The 21,764-nt window shown below is 39.9% G+C and carries 16 protein-coding genes; 7 read left to right on the top strand and 9 right to left on the bottom strand.

The genetic code is table 11. The annotated features are described in order from the left end of the window. Positions 1 to 12 precede the first annotated feature (12 nt). The 3 genes from QUE86_RS17425 to QUE86_RS17415 all read left to right on the top strand — a co-directional run bounded on the left by QUE86_RS17425 (position 13) and on the right by QUE86_RS17415 (position 6,582). Complete coding sequence (locus QUE86_RS17425) at positions 13 to 1,557, top strand: S8 family serine peptidase (RefSeq protein WP_286260760.1); 1,545 nt, start codon at positions 13 to 15, stop codon at positions 1,555 to 1,557. A gap of 195 nt (positions 1,558 to 1,752) precedes the next feature. Continuing rightward, the gene (trhP, locus tag QUE86_RS17420) at positions 1,753 to 3,138 is read left to right on the top strand and encodes a prephenate-dependent tRNA uridine(34) hydroxylase TrhP (protein ID WP_130052876.1); all 1,386 of its coding nucleotides are present in this window, start codon (positions 1,753 to 1,755) and stop codon (positions 3,136 to 3,138) included. 126 nt (positions 3,139 to 3,264) lie between these two features. Then, a complete protein-coding gene (locus QUE86_RS17415) occupies positions 3,265 to 6,582 on the top strand; it encodes a bifunctional diguanylate cyclase/phosphodiesterase (protein WP_286260759.1) in 3,318 nt (1,105 codons plus the stop codon). On the opposite strand, the gene QUE86_RS17410 is transcribed toward QUE86_RS17415, so the two are convergent. From QUE86_RS17410 to QUE86_RS17390, 5 genes are all read right to left on the bottom strand, one after another. After that, complete coding sequence (locus QUE86_RS17410; RefSeq protein WP_130052871.1) at positions 6,576 to 6,986, bottom strand: Rrf2 family transcriptional regulator; 411 nt, start codon at positions 6,984 to 6,986, stop codon at positions 6,576 to 6,578. The genes QUE86_RS17415 and QUE86_RS17410 overlap by 7 nt on opposite strands. Before the next feature lies 1 nt (position 6,987). Continuing rightward, positions 6,988 to 7,908: a DMT family transporter gene (locus QUE86_RS17405; protein WP_286260758.1), complete on the bottom strand. Its 921-nt coding sequence runs from the start codon at positions 7,906 to 7,908 to the stop codon at positions 6,988 to 6,990. 98 nt (positions 7,909 to 8,006) lie between these two features. Then, positions 8,007 to 8,714, bottom strand: coding sequence for a helix-turn-helix domain-containing protein (locus tag QUE86_RS17400; RefSeq protein ID WP_130052869.1), 708 nt, complete (start codon positions 8,712 to 8,714; stop codon positions 8,007 to 8,009). 62 nt (positions 8,715 to 8,776) lie between these two features. Further along, a complete protein-coding gene (locus QUE86_RS17395) occupies positions 8,777 to 9,379 on the bottom strand; it encodes a LysE family translocator (RefSeq protein ID WP_286260757.1) in 603 nt (200 codons plus the stop codon). Between the two features lie 26 nt (positions 9,380 to 9,405). Then, the gene (locus QUE86_RS17390; protein WP_286260756.1) at positions 9,406 to 10,236 is read right to left on the bottom strand and encodes an AraC family transcriptional regulator; all 831 of its coding nucleotides are present in this window, start codon (positions 10,234 to 10,236) and stop codon (positions 9,406 to 9,408) included. 274 nt (positions 10,237 to 10,510) lie between these two features. Between QUE86_RS17390 and QUE86_RS17385 the strand changes: the two genes are divergently transcribed. Next, positions 10,511 to 11,365 carry a DUF417 family protein gene (locus QUE86_RS17385; RefSeq protein ID WP_286260755.1) on the top strand — a complete coding sequence of 285 codons (855 nt, stop codon included), beginning with the start codon at positions 10,511 to 10,513 and terminating at the stop codon, positions 11,363 to 11,365. Positions 11,366 to 11,672: 307 nt separating this feature from the next. Here QUE86_RS17385 and QUE86_RS17380 read toward each other — a convergent pair whose 3' ends face one another. From QUE86_RS17380 to QUE86_RS17365, 4 genes are all read right to left on the bottom strand, one after another. Next, complete coding sequence (locus QUE86_RS17380; RefSeq protein ID WP_256854017.1) at positions 11,673 to 12,734, bottom strand: fatty acid desaturase family protein; 1,062 nt, start codon at positions 12,732 to 12,734, stop codon at positions 11,673 to 11,675. Next, positions 12,731 to 13,768 carry a flavin reductase family protein gene (locus QUE86_RS17375; RefSeq protein ID WP_286260754.1) on the bottom strand — a complete coding sequence of 346 codons (1,038 nt, stop codon included), beginning with the start codon at positions 13,766 to 13,768 and terminating at the stop codon, positions 12,731 to 12,733. The genes QUE86_RS17380 and QUE86_RS17375 overlap by 4 nt, the downstream gene beginning before the upstream one ends. Before the next feature lie 400 nt (positions 13,769 to 14,168). Next, the gene (locus QUE86_RS17370; RefSeq protein WP_167657422.1) at positions 14,169 to 14,381 is read right to left on the bottom strand and encodes a DUF2061 domain-containing protein; all 213 of its coding nucleotides are present in this window, start codon (positions 14,379 to 14,381) and stop codon (positions 14,169 to 14,171) included. Positions 14,382 to 14,746: 365 nt separating this feature from the next. Further along, on the bottom strand, positions 14,747 to 15,484 hold the full coding sequence (locus tag QUE86_RS17365; RefSeq protein ID WP_286260753.1) for a DUF4198 domain-containing protein: 738 nt from the start codon (positions 15,482 to 15,484) through the stop codon (positions 14,747 to 14,749). Positions 15,485 to 15,692: 208 nt separating this feature from the next. On the opposite strand from QUE86_RS17365, the gene QUE86_RS17360 reads away from it, so the two are divergent. The 3 genes from QUE86_RS17360 (at position 15,693) to QUE86_RS17350 (ending at position 21,710) form a co-directional block, all read left to right on the top strand. After that, positions 15,693 to 17,792, top strand: a complete 2,100-nt coding sequence (locus tag QUE86_RS17360) for a TonB-dependent siderophore receptor (protein WP_256854014.1) — start codon at positions 15,693 to 15,695, stop codon at positions 17,790 to 17,792. Positions 17,793 to 18,036: 244 nt separating this feature from the next. After that, positions 18,037 to 18,786 carry a subclass B1 metallo-beta-lactamase gene (gene bla, locus QUE86_RS17355; RefSeq protein ID WP_286260752.1) on the top strand — a complete coding sequence of 250 codons (750 nt, stop codon included), beginning with the start codon at positions 18,037 to 18,039 and terminating at the stop codon, positions 18,784 to 18,786. 233 nt (positions 18,787 to 19,019) lie between these two features. Continuing rightward, positions 19,020 to 21,710 carry a TonB-dependent receptor gene (locus QUE86_RS17350; RefSeq protein ID WP_167657426.1) on the top strand — a complete coding sequence of 897 codons (2,691 nt, stop codon included), beginning with the start codon at positions 19,020 to 19,022 and terminating at the stop codon, positions 21,708 to 21,710. Positions 21,711 to 21,764: the final 54 nt, after the last annotated feature.

The raw sequence follows: 21,764 nt of genomic DNA, 5'->3' as shown, positions 1-21,764 counted from the left end.
AGGACTTTAGTGATGATAAATAAAAAAACAGTTTTAGCAGCAAGCACTGCTCTTACTTTTAGCTTTCCTTCTTTAGCAGAGCAATCAATGCGAATTGTTCTAGAGGCGAATAGTAACAAAGCCTCAGCGCTTAAATCTGAGTTGATATCAAATAACATTAAAATAGAAAAAGAACTTAGATCACTAGAAAGTTTTGCAATTTCAATTGATAAAACTCAGTTAGCCAATGTTACAGGGCTTACAAACGTAAAGACTTTTTATCCGGATGTACCAAGAGAGTTAATGTCTGAAGGCGCCTCGCAATATATTCCGTATGGTTTAGCTATGGTTCAAGCTGATCAAGTTCAATATCAAGGCGGACAAAAAGTGTGTGTAATCGATAGCGGTTATGCCTTAGAGCACCCTGATTTGCCGAGTGCAGGCATTACTGGCTCAGACGATGGCGGTGCTGGTGTGTGGTATCAAGATCCATTTGGTCATGGAACTCATGTTGCAGGCACTATTGTCGCAATCGACAATGAGTTTGGTACGACAGGAATTGTCGATGATCATTCTTTAGATATGCACATTGTGCGTGTCTTTGCTGGTAATGGTAGCTGGGCTTACGCTTCTGATTTAGCAGGTGCGATTGATGAATGTCAGCAAGCCGGTTCAACGGTTATTTCTATGAGCCTTGGTGGGATGTACTCAAGCCCTATTGAAGAAAAAGCGTTAGATAAAGTTGCTCGTGCGAATATATTAATGGTTGCGGCAGCAGGAAATTCTGGTGAAGCTTCACATAGCTACCCTGCATCTTATGACAGTGTGATTTCAGTTGCAGCGGTTGATAGCACTAAAAGTCATGCAAGCTTTTCACAGCGAAGCAGTCAAATTGAAATAGCAGCGCCAGGCGTTAATGTTTTCTCAACTGTGCCTGTTGACCGCGCGCGCTTTTCAAAATTTAATGTCACGCAAGATAATGTTAATTTCCAATATTATGGTATGGATGGCTCGCGTTTTGGTACTGTTACAGGGGAGCTCGTTGATTGTGGTTTAGGTACCCAGAGCTGTGGAGATGTAACAGGAAAAATTTGTCTAATCGAACGAGGGGAAATTCCGTTCTATAAAAAAGTAGAACAGTGTGAAGCGGATGGCGGTGTGGGAGTTATTATTCGTAATAACAACCAAAGCCAGCTTATTGGTAATATTAACCCTACTACTATGATTGCTGGCTCTGTGACAAGAAATGAGGGCCTTAGTTTAATGGAAAACCTCGGTAATGAAACCACAATTACCGTAGCTGAATTTTCAGATCATGACTTTAAATCAGGTACGTCGATGGCAACTCCCCATGTTTCCGGTGTAGCTGCATTGGTATGGAGTAATTATCCTGAGTGTTCTGCAAATGGCATTCGTTTAGCATTGAGGGCATCTGCCGATGATCAGGGTGATATGGGTTATGATCATGTTTATGGCTGGGGCATAGTGCAAGCCAAAGCGGCTGTTGACTATATAGCTGAAAATGGATGTAAAGCACCTAGTAACGTATTACGTGGCGGGGATGGTTCAGCCCATTAACTTTTCCCCTATATTGTTGTTATGAACAAAGCGCTTATGGCGCTTTTTTCGTTTATCTCCTACTCATCAATAAGCTCTTGAAGTAATCATGATCTAGATCAATAAAATTACTGGGCAGATTATTATACTGCCGCGCTTCATTCTTGTATTAATTCATGCAACCGACTTGTACTCGGTTCGATGTGTGGAGCTTTCATGTCGTCACCTATTTTGACCCCTCGTCCTTTTACGCCTGAGTTGTTATCACCTGCGGGTAGTTTAAAGAATATGCGTTATGCCTTTGCTTATGGTGCAGATGCTGTTTACGCTGGCCAACCTCGTTATAGCCTTCGTGTTCGTAACAATGAGTTTGACCTAGATAACCTGCAGATTGGTATCAACGAAGCGCACGCGCAAAATAAAAAATTGTATGTGGTGTCGAATATTGCTCCTCACAATGCCAAAGTAAAATCGTACTTACGAGATATTGAGCCAGTCATTGCTATGCAGCCTGATGCGCTGATCATGTCTGACCCTGGGCTAATCATGCTAGTTCGTGAAAAGTGGCCAGATATGCCGATTCACTTATCGGTGCAGGCCAATGCGGTTAACTATGCCACGGTGAACTTTTGGGCTCAGCAAGGTATCGAGCGAGTTATTTTATCGCGTGAGTTATCGCTAGAGGAAATCGCTGAAATTCGCGAATTATGCCCAAATACAGAGCTTGAAGTATTTGTTCACGGTGCACTTTGCATGGCGTATTCAGGTCGTTGTTTGCTATCAGGTTATATCAATAAGCGTGATCCAAACCAAGGTACTTGCACTAACGCATGTCGCTGGAATTACGATGTGAAACCAGGCACCGAGAATGAAACTGGCGAAATGGTGCATAAAATCGACCCTAAAGCGGTGATCCCAACTCTCGGTGATGGTGCACCAAGTAACGAAGTGTTCATGCTTGAAGAGCAGGGCCGCCCTGGTGAGTACATGCCTGCTTTTGAAGACGAGCATGGCACTTACATCATGAACTCAAAAGATTTACGTGCAGTTCAATATGTTGATCAGCTTACTAAAATGGGCGTGCATAGTTTAAAAATTGAAGGCCGTACCAAGTCTTTCTATTATGTTGCTCGTACTGCACAAGTGTATCGTAAAGCTATTGATGATGCTGTTGCAGGCCGTCCATTTGATGCCAACTTATTTAAAACCCTAGAAAACTTAGCTCACCGCGGTTATACCGAAGGGTTTTTAAAGCGCCATGCGCATCAAGACTATCAAAATTATGAGTATGGTCATTCTGTATCAGATAAGCAGCAGTTTGTTGGTGAAGTATTAGGGCGCACTAGTAATGGCTTGGTTGAAATTGATGTGAAAAATAAATTTTGTACCGGTCATTCACTTGAGCTTATGACACCTAAAGGCAACATCAACTTCAAGCTAGATTTTATGGAAAATAAAAAAGGTGAAGCCATTAGTGATGCGAAAGGCTCAGGACATATTGTGAAAATTCCTTTGCCTGAAGACCTCGATTTAGAGCATGCTATTTTGATGCGTAACCTAGATGCAGATCAAGACACCCGTAATCCATTCAATAAAGCTTAACTGAAAGGTGCGCTAAGTCACTCTTAGCGCATTTACTTCATCTTTTTTTAGTAATTCTCTGTCGTTACTGGTTATTTTTACTATCCTTTTTTCTAGGGTATTAATAAAACATAATCAAAAACTATAGTGAAATACGTCGTTCATCCATCACATCAAAGAGAGCTTTTACATACAGTACCTTTTATTGCGGTAGGTGTATTGCTGCTCGCCATTGTCTTGCTATTGGAGCAATTAGGTCTTATTGCTGCTATTCCTTTTTATATAGCGATGCATACCTGTGTCGAATTGTTCTCAGTTGTGATCTCGTTTTTAATTTTTGCTATTGGCTGGAATACTTGGCATTTCACTAATAACTACAAACTGTTACTGCTTTCTTGCACCATGCTTTGCGTAGCTATTTTCGACTCATTGCACTTTTTAGCATTTGACAGCATGCATGAAGGCGATGCTGATATGAATCTAGTTATTAGCCTTTGGTTAGTTGCACGGCTCTTTAATGGAGCTGCATTTTTAATTATTGCAGCAGGTATTTGGGTCAAATATAAGCCGTTAAATGCGCGTGCTTTACTTACCTCTTTGCTGCTATTTAGTTTATTCATTGCGAGCTCACTTTTTTATTTTCCAGAGCTACTGCCAGAAATATATATTGAAGGAGTGGGTGGTAGCCATATTAAGTTTTTAATTGATTTGCTTGTTTTTGCGCTTTATGGTGCAGCCGCTGTAATGTTTGCAATACAGCTTCGCGAGCCTAGAAAAAACTTAAATATTGCTGGTAAAACAATCGTTTGTTTATTAGCTATTTTAAGTGAGGTATGTTTTTTGGTTTTAAATGATGCGTCGCACACTACCAACACCTTTAATATTTTTGGTCATGTTTATAAAGGGCTAACTTATTTTTTATTGTATAAGGTCCTCTTTGTTGAGACTGTAACAAAGCCTTATACAGCTCTAGATAACTTTTCTAAACAGTTAAAAGCAACACTCACGGCACTGCCTGATTCTGTTTTTGAACTTGAAAGAGACGGTACGTTCCGTGAAGTCTTCAGCGATAACTCAGATGGTCATATATTTACTAAAGGTATGGTCGGTCAAAATATTAGCAGTATGTTTGAGCAATCAGATGCAGATGACTTTATGCGTATGCTTATGGAGACTAAAAAGTCCGGTGTGTGTTTGGTAAATACCTTACCGATCACCATAAATGGCAGATGTATTCATTTTGAGTTTTCGATAACTTTGTTCGATCATGAAAGTGATGGGCCAACATATCTGATTAATGCTCGCGATGTATCAGATAAAGTAGGTCGTATGGCAGCACTTGCACAGCAAAGTAAATTTAATCGAGGATTGTTACGGCTTACCGAAATTTCGTTTCAAGACGATCAAGATATTTTATTGAATTTTGCGGTAAATCAATCGCTTGAAATCACTAATTGCGATGGCGCAGCTTTGTTTCTTTGTAACGAACAAAAGCAACATTCCTATCGAGCAGAGCCAGGCACTATCTTTGATGTATGCACTGAGAAATTACAAGCTAAAATAGCGGCAGGTGAAGCTGTTATTGTTAACTATAAACATGCTAAAGAGTATGGCTTACCAAGCGACTCAAGCTCATTATTGGTGGTGCCGGTGATGCGCCATAGTCAATGCCATATGGCGATAATTCTTCAGCACCAAACGAAGGTTTTTAGCGAGCATGATAGGCGAATGCTGACTGTATGGGCCGAGTCTGTATGGCAGTGGTTTCATAAAATTAATCTAAATAAACGCATGCATATATTGTCTCAAGCGGTTGAGCAAAATCCACACCCAATTATGTTTACAGATACAGATGCAAAAATTGAGTACATGAACCGCGCTTACTTAGAGATGTGCCAGTACGACTATGATGAACTAATAGGCCAAAGGCCCGATAAAATCAGTGCAGGGCAAACTGATTCCAGTGTTTACGAAAATATGTGGGAGCATTTAAAAAAACGAAAAGCGTGGGTTGGTGCATTGGTTAATAAGACTAAGCATGGCAAAGTGATTGTTGAGCAAACCACCATCTACCCATTGATGGATAAGCAAGGTTCGGTAACAAACTACATTTCATTTCAGCATGATGTAACGAAAGAAGTCGAAAGTGAAACGCTTATACATCAATTGTCTTATTATGATCAGCTAACAGGGCTTGCAAACCAAAACAAGCTGCAGATTGAATTTGAACAAACAATTAAACTTCAAGAAGATGTAAAAGCAGCTTTTATTTTAGTTGGTTTAGATAATTTTAAAATTCTAAATAAAGCACTAGGAATGGCTAACTGTAACCTTGTGCTGCAGAACTTGAGTGCACGAATTTGTAATTTTATGGGTGAGCATATTATAGTTGCTCGCTTGCAAGGAGACCGCTTTGCATTTATCACACCTTATACTTCAACAGGTGCAATAAATAAGAGCTGTCACCACTTATTAAAGGTGATCAGTGAACCTCTTACGATTAATGATGATTTAATTGTTGTTACAGCTTCTGTTGGTGTTGCCTTGTATCCAATTGATGGGCAAAATTTTGAGCCTCTATTACAGATGGCTGAGTCAGCGATGTTTGAGGTTAAGCGACTAGGTCGTAATAATGCCTTATTTTACGCCGAAGAAATGAATAAATCTGGGCTCAGACAATTACAAATCATTAATGCACTTAATTTCGCTCTTGAAAATAATGAGTTTTATTTGGTATTTCAACCGCAAATTGATATTGCATCTGGCCATGCGGTGGCTGTTGAAGTATTACTACGCTGGCACTCAGCAACACTAGGTAATGTATCTCCTGCTGAGTTTATACCCATTGCTGAAAGCTGTGGCCGCATTAGTGAAATTGATGACTGGGTATTCGAACATACCGTTAAAACAATTCGTCAATGGCGAGATGACAGCATGCCGCGTCTCACTTTTGCAATAAACTTGTCTGCAACTAAGTTTGTTAATAAACACTTACTCGGTGATTTAATATCGGTATTACAAACTTACTCCATTGAGCCTGAATGTATTGAGCTTGAGTTAACTGAAACAATAGCAGTAGGGAACCCCAAATTTGCATTAAACACTATAACAAAATTGCGTGAGGCAGGTTTTAAAATGTCGATTGATGATTTTGGTACGGGCTATTCGTCGATGAATTATTTAAAAGATTTTTCCCTTGATAAGCTAAAAATCGACAAATCGTTTATTGATGATTTAGAAACCCCCAGCGATGCAGACACTGCAATCGTTAAAGCTATGATTGATTTAGCCAGCGCATTAAGTATGGAGTCAATTGCAGAAGGAGTCGAGACAGAGCAACAGCTGAAAATACTTAAACAGCTTGAGTGTTCACAAGTACAAGGTTATTACTTCAGTAAACCGTTGCCAATAACTGAGTTGTACGAGTTTGTGAAATCGCCAAATACTCTAAAGCAGGATTATTGAAATTGACTGGCAAGCTCTGCAAGAGAAACTTCAGCAAATCGTTTTAATAATAGCGATTCTGCGTCATCCATCGCGTTTTGTATGGCGCTATTTACTGCATGTTCGATAGGGCAATTGCTGTGCTCATCGGTTAGACCTATAACAAATAGGTTCTTTTCGCCAAGCGCTTGGTGAATATCAAATAAGGTGATCTCAGTTAAGGGAGTTGCAAGTAGCCAGCCTCCATTGTGACCTTTAATAGCTGATACATAACCTGCTTGACGTAGTAATGCCATAGTACGGCGCACGACCACAGGATTGGTCATTAACATGTTTGCTAATGTCTCTGATGTGACAGGTTGGCTGTAACTGTCTAAATGGATCAGCACATGTAAAACCCGCGATAGTCGGCTGTCTTTTCTCATGTTAAATCGTCAAAATGCGTTTTTTGCAGTGTACCACGAACTGCTTAATATTGACCGTTTGAATTACCAAACTAATGCTCACTAAGCCAATCCCAAGCCAGCCAATTTGCTGAAATTGTTCATGTAAGATCACAATAGCAAGTATGGTGGCGATGATAGGCTCAAGCAAAGTAATGAGTACGGCTTGGCTGGCAGCGATGGTTTTTAAGCCAATACTAAATAGCCAATAACCTAAAAACATCGGCACTATGGCCATGTATAGCGCCACGCTGATATTGGTAATTGTGGCAAACAGCGTATCCCCTGTAATTAATAATGATGGCAGGAGTACACAGGCTGCGCCACCAAATAGGCTAGCCATGGTCGCTCTTGAATGAACGCCGTTGCTAATTAAACGCTTGGCAACCCATGAATAACCGGCATAGGTAAGCCCTGCAATTAAGCCAAGTAAAATCCCGATGTTTTGGCTAAACAACCCCTCTGCAGCAGAGTTTGACTCTTTACCTAACGTGATTAAGCAAATGCCTACTGCACCAAAGCAAAAGCTGACTAGCCAGCGAGTTGCAACGGGCTTTTTCTCAATTAAGTATTCCAATAAGACGGTAAATAAAGGTGCGCTGGCAATCGAGACAACGGTGCCTATTGCCACACCGGCACTATTCATTGAGGTATAAAATGCCAGCGGATAAATAGCCACACAAGCTGAACCTAATAGGATTAGGCGGTAATGTTGAGTCAGTTTATTAGCATCATCTATCAGTTGTTTTATTGCGGTTAGGCAAAGTAGTACGCCGCCAAACCCCATTGCAAAAGCACCAATTGCAAAAGGGCTAATGTCTGGCGCAAAACTTGCGGCAGTGCCTGTTGTGCCCCAAAACACACTGGCAACTAACACGGCAATTGTAGCGATAGCGTGGTTCATCGATGATTCGCTTTGAATTTAAGGTATAAAAAGCATAATAAATATCGGCGCAAAAATTTTGACAAAAAGGACGGTTTTGTTAGCGTTAAAAACCAAAGTTACTTTTTGAATTTGCTTGGTGATATACCAAAGTACTTTGAAAAACTGCGGCTAAAAGATGAAAGCTCATTGTAACCAACTAACTCACCAATACGCTGTAACGGGTAGTCGGTATGGCTTAGCAAGGCTTGGGCTTTTTCCATTCGCTGTTTAGTTACATAGTTCATGGCAGTCAATCCTGTTTGTTGCTTAAACAGCAGCTTAAATTGTGTTGGGCTTAAACAGGCAATGCAGGCAAGGTGTTTGATGTGAAGAGGAGTGCTTAAGTGACTGTCAATATAAAGCAGTGCATCGCTAATTCGGCTGTCGAGCTTTGGTAGCATAACTTGCTCAGCTAACAGTAAATTAAAGGTATTAAACATGGCATGTTCTAATTCATTATTAACGGCTTGCTCTAACTGTTTTGACACAAATTGTAAAAATGCCCAAAGTGATTGATTAATGGCAAATACGCAGCGCTCAGCGGTGGCAAGGTTATCCGGTAGCTTTGGCATATCGGCCACAACAAATCGAGCCTCTGGCATGGCGGTAAAAAGATGCACTTGCGTGGCTTTGACAACCACGCATTCACCCGGGGCGACTTTACCTTGAAAATCACCCACACTAATAGCTATCACTCCTTTTAAGGGCAGTACAAGTTGATGATAGTCATGGCTATGACTAACAGGCTTAGTACTGTATGAACGGATTGATAGGTTGCCTTGCATCGTTTTGTAATAACCATTTGGAGAATAACGCTATTATGCCTGTTTGCTAAGGATGATCAATTTTATGCCAATAAAGGTGTAAGTACATGCTCGTAGGCAATCATTAGTGCGACATAAACTAACAAAACAGCCATTAGTTTATTAAACACATTAAAAACACCCGGCCGTGATACTTGTTTGCCAAGCACTAAGCCCGCTAGCGAGTAACTTGTAGGAGCACCAAAGGCAAGGATGGCTAAAATAAAAGACCAAAATACGATTGCAGCTCCGGTAATATCTGCGCTTGGGAACTGAATCGTAGCAATTGGCAAAGTAGCTACCAGCGCTTTTGGATTTAAAAGTTGCATAAACAGGCCATCGAAAAAGCTAAGTGAGGCATCCGCTGAGGTATCACTCACCTGTACTTTTGCTTTTGCGACCTTCCAAGCAATATACAAAATATAGCCGCAACCAATTAAGCTCACATAAGGCAAAAACTGCGGATTTATCATTTGTAAGCCAAGGTAGCCAAGCAGTACAAATAAGATAAACATCGCGCTACCCACGCCGATAAAAAACCCAAGGTGTGAACGTGTTTGTTTATTTAAGCCACTGCTTAAACCGAGTAAATTGATTGGCCCAGGGGTGTACATAATGCCAATAGCATATGCAAAAACATCTGCCATAACAGCTCCAAATCAGTAGTTTAGCTCTATCTTCGAGCCCATTGCAGTTGAAATTGTTTTGGTGTCATACCGAATACTCGTTTGAAGTTACGATTGAGGTGACTTGCATCTGCAAAGCCTGATTCAACCGCTACGCTGGTGGCATCGCGGCCAACTTGTAACGCTCTACGGGCATAATTAATACGACAGTTCAAAACATATTGATGTGGAGTAATACCGAAGTGCTCGCGAAAGCGGCGGATAAAATGAAACTTCGACATAGTGGCTGCATGGGCAATGTCATCAATAGAAATGTCATTGTCGATATTTGCCAAAATATAGTCTTTTGCTCTCAGCAGTAAGCTATCAACTCGGGTGCTTAAAGTCGGTAAATCAAGGCTGCCGTTGAGCCTGACTAAAGACTGCGCCATTTGCAATAGTGCAGCTTCTCGCTCTATTTTGTTCGTGCTATTGGTTTGTAAAAGCCTAGATAAGTTAATCACTTGATTACGCAGTAATGGATCTGCATACAAGGTGTTTGCCATACGTAATGTACAATCTTGCTTATACCCTAGCGCTTTAAACAAAGGCTGAAATTCATCAGGATGAATGTACAGCATTAGATACTCTAGGTTTTGTTCTGTGCCAGAGTGGCCATCGTGAATATCTTCAGGGTTAAACAAAATAATATTGCCAGGTACGCTTTTATAAAACGCATTACGACAAAAGAAATCTTGCCGCCCCTGTAGAGTTATGCCAATTGAATACTCTTCGTGAGCATGCTTTGCATATGTAAAATCACTCATAGTCGCAGTCAACATCGAGATGCTCTGATGCTGTTCGTTGTTGATGTACTTAAAGTGATTGTCTTTGCTCACAGATGCTCCTGAAGGTTGTGCGCTTCGTTATTATTCCTACGCCAATATAGCGAAGCAAGCAACCTTAAAACTTGAACAAAATTGCTGATATTGAATTAAAGAGATTTATTTTTGCCTAATTAACAGCAAATAACGGCAAATAGCAGTGATACTTATATCGATTTTTCAATTGCTTATACAAATCTCTTCTCAGACTTTTCTTATATTTTATTTTAGTGTGAATGTTTTTATCACTAACTATGGTCTTTTAAACAATCAGTAGAAAGGGGTTTGTATGAATTTACGTACATCAAATAATTTAGTGATTGCACTTATCACCATCAGTTTTTCGCTATTGGGTTTGTCATTTATCTTGGGAGCAAACCCCAATGCCATTGGCAGTATCTTTTCGTTTTATAAATTAGACTCTCAGGTGCCAGCTCACATCATGAGTATGATCGCAGGCTTTGCATTTTGCTTTGTTGGCATTACCAGCCTTCACTCTCATTTAGGGTTTATTAATAGGGCACTTCCGACCATCACTGCATTTGCTATATCACTGATCTGTTTGATTGCGTTGTTTGGCGCTAATCGTTGGCTTGCAAGTGAAGGGGGCTTTCCTGTGATTGGTTCAGGGCAGGGGATCATTAAGTATTTTGCTGTAATTCCGCTATTTTTATTTGTGTTTTACAAAGATGCTTTAAGTGATAAAGCGCATATTACCTTGAATTATGCTTCAGTGGCTTTAGTGCTGGTTTGGATAGGCGCAATGAAGTTTTTTGCTTTTGAGGCAAAGGGGATTGTAACGCTTGTTGAAACATCACCATTCATGTCGTGGTTGTATCAGGTTTTTAGTGTGCAGGGCGCATCGAATGCGATTGGCGTGTTTGACATTGTTAGTGTGCTGTTGCTTTGTGTTGGCTTATTACTCAAAAATAACAAGTTAATAGTGTTGGCAGGGCTTTCCTGTTGCGCTGTTTTTATTATGACGCAAACATTTTTAGTTACCGCGCCGAATGCGCTTAGCAGTACGACGGTTTTAGCTGGACTTGGTCAATTTGTGATTAAAGATCTGTGGTTTATTGCGAACTTAGTGATTATTTATCACCTAGCGGTGATCAATAATACAACTAATGAAATAGCACAATAATTTAGATAGGCCTCACTTTAACCATAGTTTAGGATTAATTACCAAGATCCCACTGTGGAGCAATTTCACGAGTTGTTTGTCTGCCACCCCATAAGATGCATCTATTAATTTTGCGATTGCAGAAAACTACTTAGAGAAGCCTGATTAGGTCCAAGCGCTAAACTTTGCAAATACAGCTTTAACTTTCGCGGAACAAGCAGCAGATGATGAATTACAGTTAGAAATTAATGAACCTATTTTTAAAGTTAATTCCTTACCATGATATTAAAAATAAAAACGCCAGTGCAATGCACTGGCGTTTTTGAAATTACGGAAAAGAGTAGCGCACAATCCGTTTTACAACAGAAAAGTACTGGCGAAAGAAGCCGCCTGTATTGTAATTGATGCCGTGCTCTTTAAAGATAGCTTGCACCTTAGGAGCAATCTCACGATAACGTTTTGCAGGTAAATCAGGGAACAAGTGATGCTCTATTTGATAGCTCAAGTGCCCAGTCATTACATGAAACAGGTTACCCCCTTTGATATTTGATGAGCCTAACGCTTGGCGGTAATACCACTGGCCTTGCGATTCATTTTCGCAGTCTTGCTGTTTAAATGTTTCAACTTCACCGGTAAAGTGCCCGCAAAAGATAATCGTAGAGGTCCAGAGGTTACGTAATAAATTAGCGGCTAGGTTACCCGTTAAAACCCACAAAAATAAAGGGCCGGCAATCAGAGGGAAAAGCAGGTAGTCTTTCACTAACTGGCGTGCTCCTTTACTAAAAAAGCGTTTTTTGAGTTCGCTATGCGATACCGTGTAATCACGGTTATCTTTTTTCTTACCGAAAAATACCCGCTCGGCAGCCATTTCATGGTACGACACACCCCATTGGAACAGCACGCTTAGCAATAGGTAAGTGATAAATTGCCACAGGTTTTTTACCCGCCAACGAAAGTCATTAGATAAACGCAGTAATCCATAGCCGAAGTCACGATCTTTACCAATAATATTTGTATAGGTGTGGTGCTCGTAGTTGTGAACGCGGTTCCAACTTGAACCATCGCACGCTATATCCCACTCGTAAGACTTTGAATTTATGTGTTTATCATTCATCCAGTCATATTGGCCGTGCATCACATTATGGCCAATTTCCATGTTATCGAGAATTTTTGCAGTGGCTAAACTAAGCACACCGACTATCCACAAAGCAGGCTGAATAAAGCCTAGCATTAAGAGAATACGGCCACTCCATTCAAACACACGCTGGCAAACAATAACGCGGCGAATGTATTTCGCATCTTGCTCACCCAGTTTCGATTTTATATCTGCTTTAATGCTATCGAGTTGGGTTGCTAGTTTTTCAAAATTGACTGTTTTTGTCGTGTTCATGCCGATAACTCCACGTCACTGACTGGTTGCGATATGCAAAGTTGAATTAATTGCTCTGAGCTATCAGAGAGCTCGCCGGTGCGAATATCACGCACGATGCCTTGCTTTTTAACGCATTGGCATTGATGGCAAATTCCCATACCACAGCCAACTGTCACAGGTTGCTTATTCGCTTGTAAGTGAGTAAGTAAGGTTTGTTGGTTATCAATAGTGAATGTTTTGCCCTGATGAGTGAGTGTTAGTTCGTGCTTATCAGGGGTTGCTAAAACAGCAGGGACTGCACTGAAATGCTCACTGTCGATAGGCGTATTTAATTGCTTAGCTAAAGCGGCAGCTTGCTTATATAAAGCAGCTGGGCCGCAGACTAACCAGTGTTTATGCGCGTTTGTTGTCAGCCATGTCGTCGCATCGCCGTCTTTGCTGCGCTCAAGTAAGTGATAATCAAAATTGCTCAGTGATTGTTTTAGTTGTTCAAGCTCATCTTTAAGCCAGTGGCTGTTCGACTTTGCGTAATAAAGCAGGGTAATGGTTTGTTTGCTATCAGCCGGTAAAGACTTCAGCATGGCTATAAATGGCGTAATGCCAGAGCCACCGGCAAGCATAATTATAGAGCGCGCGGTATTTGGCATAACAAACTGGCCTTTAGGCTCAGAGATATTAAGCCATTGTCCAGGCTTCAAATTTGCTAGCTTTGACGTAAATGCGCCAATCTCTTGGCTGCGGATCAATAAACGAATTTGTCGCTCTTGCTTTGCCAATTTTGGTTCGCTTGCGATGGTAAACACGCGAGTCAATAGTCGCCCGTTCGTTTGTATTGTTAACGCAATATGCTGGCCTGCTTGATGATTTGACCATGATTTTTCTGGCTCAATAATCAGCTCGATGCTTTGTTCAGCAAACACGTGTACATGTTTTAGTTGTGCGCGAAAATACCCATCGCGCCAGCCAGGTTTAAAGCACTGGAGCACAGGTTCCCAGTATCCTGACCAAGATTGATGATGCAATAAATGTTTTGATAATGAATTTAATAACATTCTTTTTTTTGCCTTTAGCTTACAAGTGTACGCTCACTAGGCGTACAAGTGTAAGCTGAAAAAAGATAATTTCAAGTCTAATTTGAGTGTTAGCTCTAAATTGGCGGGGAAATCCAACTTTTGAGAATTTAAACTTAATAAAAAGAGTTGAGAAAATTGCTAGTTTTTCATTTAAATTCATTGCTATATGCTTGATAGAGCTAACCCGAGTTGGCATGTATCTAGAAAAGAAGCCTTGAGTTCTTTTACAAAGAAGTATTTTCGGCTATTAATTGAGAAAGACTTTAACCGTTTTAGTTTGTAGCTCTGCCACCGACGTTGGGGCAAAGCTTAATTTACAGATTGAGGTGTAAGATGAGGGGATTCATTGTATTGGGAGTCAATCCAACCTAGTTAATAGCTAGGCAAACATTATCTCATCTGGGTTTCGTTTGAAGCCATCCTTACCTTCTAGATTACGCCAAACCTTTTCGTGAAAGTAAAACGCAACCGTATTGACTGCAGGCTCAACAATGGCGACCAGGCCACCAATTAAAAAACTACCTGTTAAAAAGTAGGTCACTGTAAAAGCGATTGTGAAGTGCATCATTGCAAAAGTAACTGTCTTAACCATTTTGAATACCCCAACTCTCATAATTTGATGAGTTTAGTATTGCTCATCATTTTTAATCTTTAAAATGGAATAATAAGATTGTAGTGATTTATTAAATGGAATGGTTGTGCCCAGTGTTGCTTGTTAATTTTCAAGTCAATATGCGCACATTGATGAAGAAGTTTTGAGCTTTTCGTCAATTTACTTTTCTATTGCGATAGTTCTAATGCATTGTTTGTAAATATATTTATGGATTTTTGATGGCTGTGAGTGAGTTGTGTGCTACTTGTTTTTTGAAGGGGGCGTTCAACGTTCTAGAGGGCCCAGACTTTTTGAAAGTCTAGACCCACAGCGGTTTGCTTGAGTGCAACTAGCTAATTTAAAAACTACTCTGCTGCATGGGGTAAAATAAATGAAAGTGTTGCTAAGTGCTCGGTCTTATCAAATACAGCGAGATTTGTACTTTTTTCATCATATATAGCGGCGACTACGTTTAAGCCTTGATTGCGTAGTGGCAATGTCACGATGCCTTCATCATTGCTTATTAGGGGCTTTTGATCTGGGTCATTCACAATATCATTAATCACTTTAGCGCCTTGAACTGCCTTACCATTAAATAGTATGCGATAACTAACTAATGCACCTTTCTGATCTGAAAAGCTGTTTCCTATTGGGATAATTTGTAACTGTTGTTCTTTAAGTTGAGGAATTTTAGTAAGAGGCCCACGCAAATGTACAGCATGTTTTTTTGTATGTTCGCTTAATACTGCATCAGGGATTTGGTCGCGGCCACTTGCAAACCATTTACCATCTTTAGTTTTGCTCCATAAACCGTTATCGAGCATTCCTGTAACAGCATAAACCGTGTTATCGCTCAGTATCATCATATGCCCTGACTCAACAAGTTTTACACTTTGTTCTTGCCAATCTTTGTTATAACCAGTAACTCTTTTAACTTTGTCTTGGCGCTTAACGGTGTCTAAATCTTGTGCACCTTCACCATATATCAGTGCTAATTGTGATGAGCGCTCAGCAAACCATATTGCATGTGCTTGTGTTTTTGCGCTGTAAATGCTGGAAATTGATATGGCTAATGTAATGCAGGCTAAAGTAACTTTGTTCATTCTTCTCTCTAAATGTTTATTAATTAAGCGTTAATTTGAGTTTTTTAATTTCTGTTATTTGCGAGGGTAGTTCTCAGTGGTTTAATTGTTTATCATACTGCAAATGATAAGTATTGTTAATTGCATGTTCAAATGATGGATAATGTAAATCTTTACCTAATAACTACAAGCTTTATTGAATAACTACAATTCATACCTGAGAGATAGAATGAACAGATATCAAAAATCAGCCCTTTCAATCATGATTAGCGCAATTTTTACATCTTCCGTATATGCCACTACAGAGCCATCAGAGATAGAAAAAATATCAGTGTCGGGTGTAAGGCAAGCTTTTCGTGGGGATGTTCCTTTAAATGAGCAACCACAATCTGTCGAGTTTATTTCATCAGACACACTCAATGAGGCTGGTGTAACCACCTTAAGTGACATTTTCGATTTAACCCCAAGTATTTCAGAACAAAATGACTTTGGTGGTTTATGGGAAAGCTTTGCAATACGAGGTTTAGTGGGTGATGAGAATATTCCATCAGGCTTTTTAATTAACGGTTTTTCATCTGGGCGAAGCTTTAGCGGTGTTCGTGATACGAGTAATATTGATTATGTAGAAATCATGAAAGGAACAGGCTCTGCACTCTATGGACGCTCTGAGCCTGGCGGTACGATAAATATCATTACAAAAAAACCGCAGTTTGCACAGCAAGGCTATGTAAAAGTCACTGCCGGTAGCTGGCAAAGTTATCGCACTGAAGGCGACTACACGAACGCAATTACGGACCAAGTGGCTTTTAGAATTAATGGTGCTGTGGAAGATAGTGAAGGTTTTAGAGATTATCATGAATCAGAAAAAACTGTATTAACGCCTTCAATTTTATGGCTAATTTCAGATAAAACGAAGTTGAATTATGAGCTAGAGTACGTTGATCAAAGTTTAACTTTCGATCGAGGTATTGTTGCTGTAGATGGTAAAATTGATGCACTACCTATTGAAACTTTTTTAGGTGAGCCAAGTGATAAACCTACAAAAGTTAAGGCTATTTCTCATCAGCTTACCCTTGAGCATCAATTAGGAGAATGGTCGCTTCTAACAGGTATTAGTTATAGCGATTCAGAGTTTTTGAGTGAATCAAGTGATGCTGAGCTTGCTCCAAGCCGACAAGTATATTTCATTGATGGCGTGACACTGAGCAGACAACATAACCAGCGTGACTTTCAAACTAACTATATATCTGCACGCTCAGAGCTTAGCGGTAGTATAAAAGCTGCAGGTTTCACTCATCACCTTTTAATTGGTGCTGATGCCAGTAAGTTTGATTTTGATAAGGTTTGGTACAGATATCGCCCGACTCTTGATGACACGAGTTACGCTATAAATATGTATGAGCCTGAGTACGGTAAAACGGCGCCTGAAGGTTCTCTGTTATTCGACACCACAGAAGTACAGAATAGCTATGGTATTTATATTCAAGACCAAGTCGACATCACTGAAAAATGGAAAATGCAAATTGGTGGTCGTTACGATTGGTTTGATCAAAGAATTGATAACCATAAAAACTTAACGCGTTCAGAGGCTGACAAAAGCACCTTCAGCCCTCGAGCAGGTTTAGTATATGCTCACTCTGAAGATCTGCAATTTTATAGCAGTTATTCTGAAGGTTTTAGACCTAATAGTGGTTTCGATGCTGATGGAGAAGCATTTGAGCCTGAAGAAACAACCTCTATTGAAGTTGGAGTTAAATTTAATACAGACATTGTCAGTGGTAGCTTTACAGTATTTAATGCGCAAAAGAGCAACATGTTAAGCACTGACGTACAAGCAGGTGTATCTAGGGCTCTAGGCGAGGTTACGAGTGAAGGTGTTGAGCTAGACTTACACGGTAATATTACTAGCCAAACTTCGTTTGATCTTGCATATACTTACACCGATGCTAAAACAGCAAAAGATACTGTTAATACCGATTGGTGGGTTAGTTTGCCAAAAGGCACCCCTTTATTAAACATTCCAAAACATAGTGCCAATGTGCGTATTAAGAGAGAGTTAAGTGATTTAATCGATTCGAACTCAACAGTTGGTGTGTCGGTTCAATATGTTGGGGAGCGGCTAGGTGAAGCGATTGACCCTAGCTATTATTTGCCTTCATATACTTTGGTAAATCTGTTTGCAAACTACCATGTTAATGATGATTTGAGCTTACAGTTTGTTGTAAATAACGTGTTGGATAAAACCTATTACGCTAATTCATACTCTGCAATTTGGACCCAACCAGGTGAGCCGTTAAATTATAAGGTTAGCTTACAATATAATTTTTAACGTAGGTTTAATTGCAAGTTGCTTAGACTCCAAAGTTATTGCCTGCATTCTTGAGCGAAAGTTTTGCAGAACATTCTTTGACTTAAATACAAAAACGAACCTTTGGGTTCGTTTTTTCTTATCATCGAATACATAGTGCTTCTTATAGTTATAGAAATAAAAGCTTCTGTATAATTATATTACTATTTGTTTATCACTTTAATTATAATATATTTTTTATGTCTTAATTTAGGGATATAGTGCAATGATGAAATTTAGGATATTCGGTAGTTTTATTTTCTTTCTTTTAATATATAGCTTTCAGGCTTCAGCGCAAGAAAACAGGCCAAATCAGGTTTCTATAACCCAGTTAGCTGATGGGGTATGGCTGCATACATCATATTATACTTACCCAAATGGTACAGAATTTCCCTCAAATGGCTTAATTGTGAAAGAAGGAGATAGTTTAACCCTTATCGACACAGCGTGGGGGGAATTACTCACTTTAGATTTACTCGAAGCAATTAGCTTAGAAATAAAACTGCCAGTAAGCAAAGCATTTGTTACGCATGCGCACGGTGACCGAGCTGCTGGTGTCGATGTACTTGAGTCTAAGGGAATCAATGTTTTTGCTCATCCATTAACTGCTCAGTTAACCATAGAGCAAGGCGCGGCAGTACCTAACAATATTATCAAAGAACTTAGAGTAGCAGATTCAGTTGTTAAATTTGGCTCTCTTGAACTATTTTTTCCAGGCCCTGGGCATGCAATGGACAATGTTATGGCGTGGTTACCTGAAAAAAGAATCTTATTTGGTGGCTGCGCAGTTCGGTCACTTCAGTCATCATCTGTAGGTAACCTAGTTCATGGTGACATACACTCTTGGCTTAATATAACAAAGCAATTAAAAAGGAAATTTAAAAGTGCAGTGATTGTCGTCCCTGGACATGGCGCTGTTGGTGGATATGATTTACTCTCACATACAGAAAAATTAATAACCGATCATCTCAAATAGGTATAGGTTATGGCGGCTTTAGGCTCACATTGAACATTCTAAGGCCGCTTTCTCCCTTGTGCTTTGCGCGCCAAAAAAGTACGTAGAATCTCGCTTGAAAGTAACTTTAAATTCGCTTTGTATTATTTGAAACTCGCCTTGCCGAATTTGGCTGGTAATGAAAAATGAACCTGCAGATACTGTTAATTAAAAGTAAATTCTTTTAAATCTGAACACACATCTAAAGGTTAAATATGCACACAATAAATAAAAAGGCATTAGCAGCTGCTGTCGCTTTAGCTTGCTCATTACCTGTACATGCACAAAACGAAAATCAGCTGGATACAGATAATAAAATAGCAAAAGAGCCGCAAAGTGGCTTAGAAATCATTTCTGTTACGGCAACAAAGCGTAAAACAAAGTTGATGGAAACACCCGTAGCAATTACGGCGCTAACAGAAGCTGAGCTTAAAAAGAATGGTGTTAATAATATTAAAGATATTGCGAACCTTGTTCCTAGCCTTGATATCTCAACAGCAACAGATCAATCAGCACCTGTTATTTCAATGCGTGGGGTCCGATCTACCAACCTTACAGAACTTGGTGACCCAGCAGTTGGTGTGCATTTAGACGGTGTGTATTCACCTAGAATGCAAGGTGCACTTGCACTTATGTATGATATTGACCGTGTTGAGGCATTGCGAGGTCCGCAAGGTACCTTATTCGGCCGAAACTCTACGGTGGGTAGTATCAATGTCATATCTGCAAAGCCACAATTTGAAAACTTCTTTGGCAATGTGAATGTTGAAGCAGGTAAGTACAACAGTAAAAACATTGATGGCATGATTAATATTCCAATTAATGAGGAGTTTGCAGTTCGTTTCGCTGCAAAAGGTTTGAAGCGTGACTCCTACTTAGAAGGTTACTACGATCCTAACCAATACGATACTCGCAGGCTCTCTGATGATGTATTAAATGCCCCAGTAATATCTGAAGACTCATATCAAGGCGTGGGTCAAACTGTCACTCAAAGAGAAAACTGGTGGATTGATGGTGCTGGTACAGACCCTGAAGCACAAAAAGTTCGCGCATTAACACCAGCGGATAAAAGTGATTTTTATAATAATGCCGATGAGTATTCATTTCGTATCAGTACACTTTGGGAGCCATTAAATGGTAATTTCTCAAACCACACGGTTTTCCAAAAGTACGTAAACAACAGCAGCAATAATCTTGATTTAGTTAACTGTGATAAGTTAAGAGGGCGCCCAGCTGAAATGGGAGGTGATTGCTCAAACTTTTTGCCAAGTGATAACACATATCAGGCTGTCGTGAATGTCCCAGGACAATTAGATTTAGATATCACATATCTTCGCAACACGTTAAATTATAACCTAAATGATGAATACAATATTGTGTGGTTGATGGGTTATGAAGACATGGAAAGAGAGTCAGCACAAGACAGTGAAGTGGGACTTGACCCTTGGGATGGTGCCACTTACTTCCTAGACGGCACTGGGGCTGAATCGTTTTCAACAGAATTACAACTTCAATCCGATGAGTACGGTGACTTTATATGGATTGTGGGGGCAAATTACTTCCACGAAAAAACAACAACAGTGGGTTATTATGATAATCCAATGGATGATAAAGCGTTTTGGGACCAACCGGATCGCTCAACAGATGCATTTGCCATTTTTGGTCAAGGAACATACAAACTAACTGAGAAGTTACATGCAACTTTAGGCTATCGTTTTAGTGATGAAACAAAGCAAGACAAAGGCGGCAGAACGTATCGATGCTCAAATGCAGATGGGTGTGCTGTAGGTTGGTTAAATAGAACAGAACTAAATAATCTTCCAGTCGACTATTACGAAGACCCATCTATCTATGCGTCTTACTTTGAAAATGACAACAAAGGAAGCTGGCAGCATCATGACTTCCGTGTTGGCTTAGATTATGACATTTCATCAGAAACCATGCTTTATGCATACTTAGCGAGTGGCTTTAAAGCGGGCGGTATTGGTGATGTATACGAAGTAGTTAACGATAGAACCGGTGATGTTACACGATTCGAAACGAAGTTTGACCCAGAAGAAGTATTAACGTGGGAGCTAGGTGCTAAATCAAGCTTTTTTGATAACTCACTTAACTTAAAAGCTGCTTTTTTCTATACAGATTATACCGATATGCAGTACGCATCGGTAGGTTCGATTGGTAATGTTGAACGCTTATCAGTTGTGGAAGATGACAACGGAACACCGATTTTAGGTGATGATGGCGAGCCTCTTCTTGATTATCAAAATCAACCCGTGATTGCATATTACACGCAGAATGTTCCAGCATCGACGATTAAAGGTATTGAATTCGAATTTGACTGGAAACCATATCCAAATGGTCGTATCACAGGTTACGTAACCTGGACTGATGCTAAAATTACGGAAGATTGGAATACCAAGTGGGACTATGATTCTGAGTATCTATTCGATATCTCTTATGAAGAATCAAAAGATCCTGAAAACACATTGTTAACCACTAACCTCAAGGGTAACAATCTAGCAATGACACCTAAATACACTGCGAATATTAGTTATACGCATACGTTCAATTTAGGTGAATATGGCTTTATTCATGGCTGGTTTAACGCAAGCTGGAAAGATAAATCGTATTCAACGGTGTGGAACCTTGATAAGCATTTAGATGATATGGATTTTGCTGTTTCAGACGAAGCGACACAGTATATCGATGATAGCCGAGATGCATTCGCGGTTTATAACGCTTCTTTGAAATATGAGCCGCAAAGTCAAAAATGGTATGCAGAGCTGTTCATCAATAACGCATCTGATGAGACTATTCAATATTGGAACAACACAAGCAAAGGTGTACCAAAAGGTAGTTTCGGTATGCCGAGATATTATGGTGTTAGAGCCGGTTTCTCATTTTAACCCTACTACTAAGCGCTCTCATATTGCTCAGCAATATGAGAGCTAAACAGATTA

The organism is Pseudoalteromonas apostichopi, assembly GCF_030297135.1.
Lineage (GTDB): Bacteria > Pseudomonadota > Gammaproteobacteria > Enterobacterales > Alteromonadaceae > Pseudoalteromonas > Pseudoalteromonas apostichopi.
This window is presented reverse-complemented; position numbering and strand designations above follow the sequence as displayed.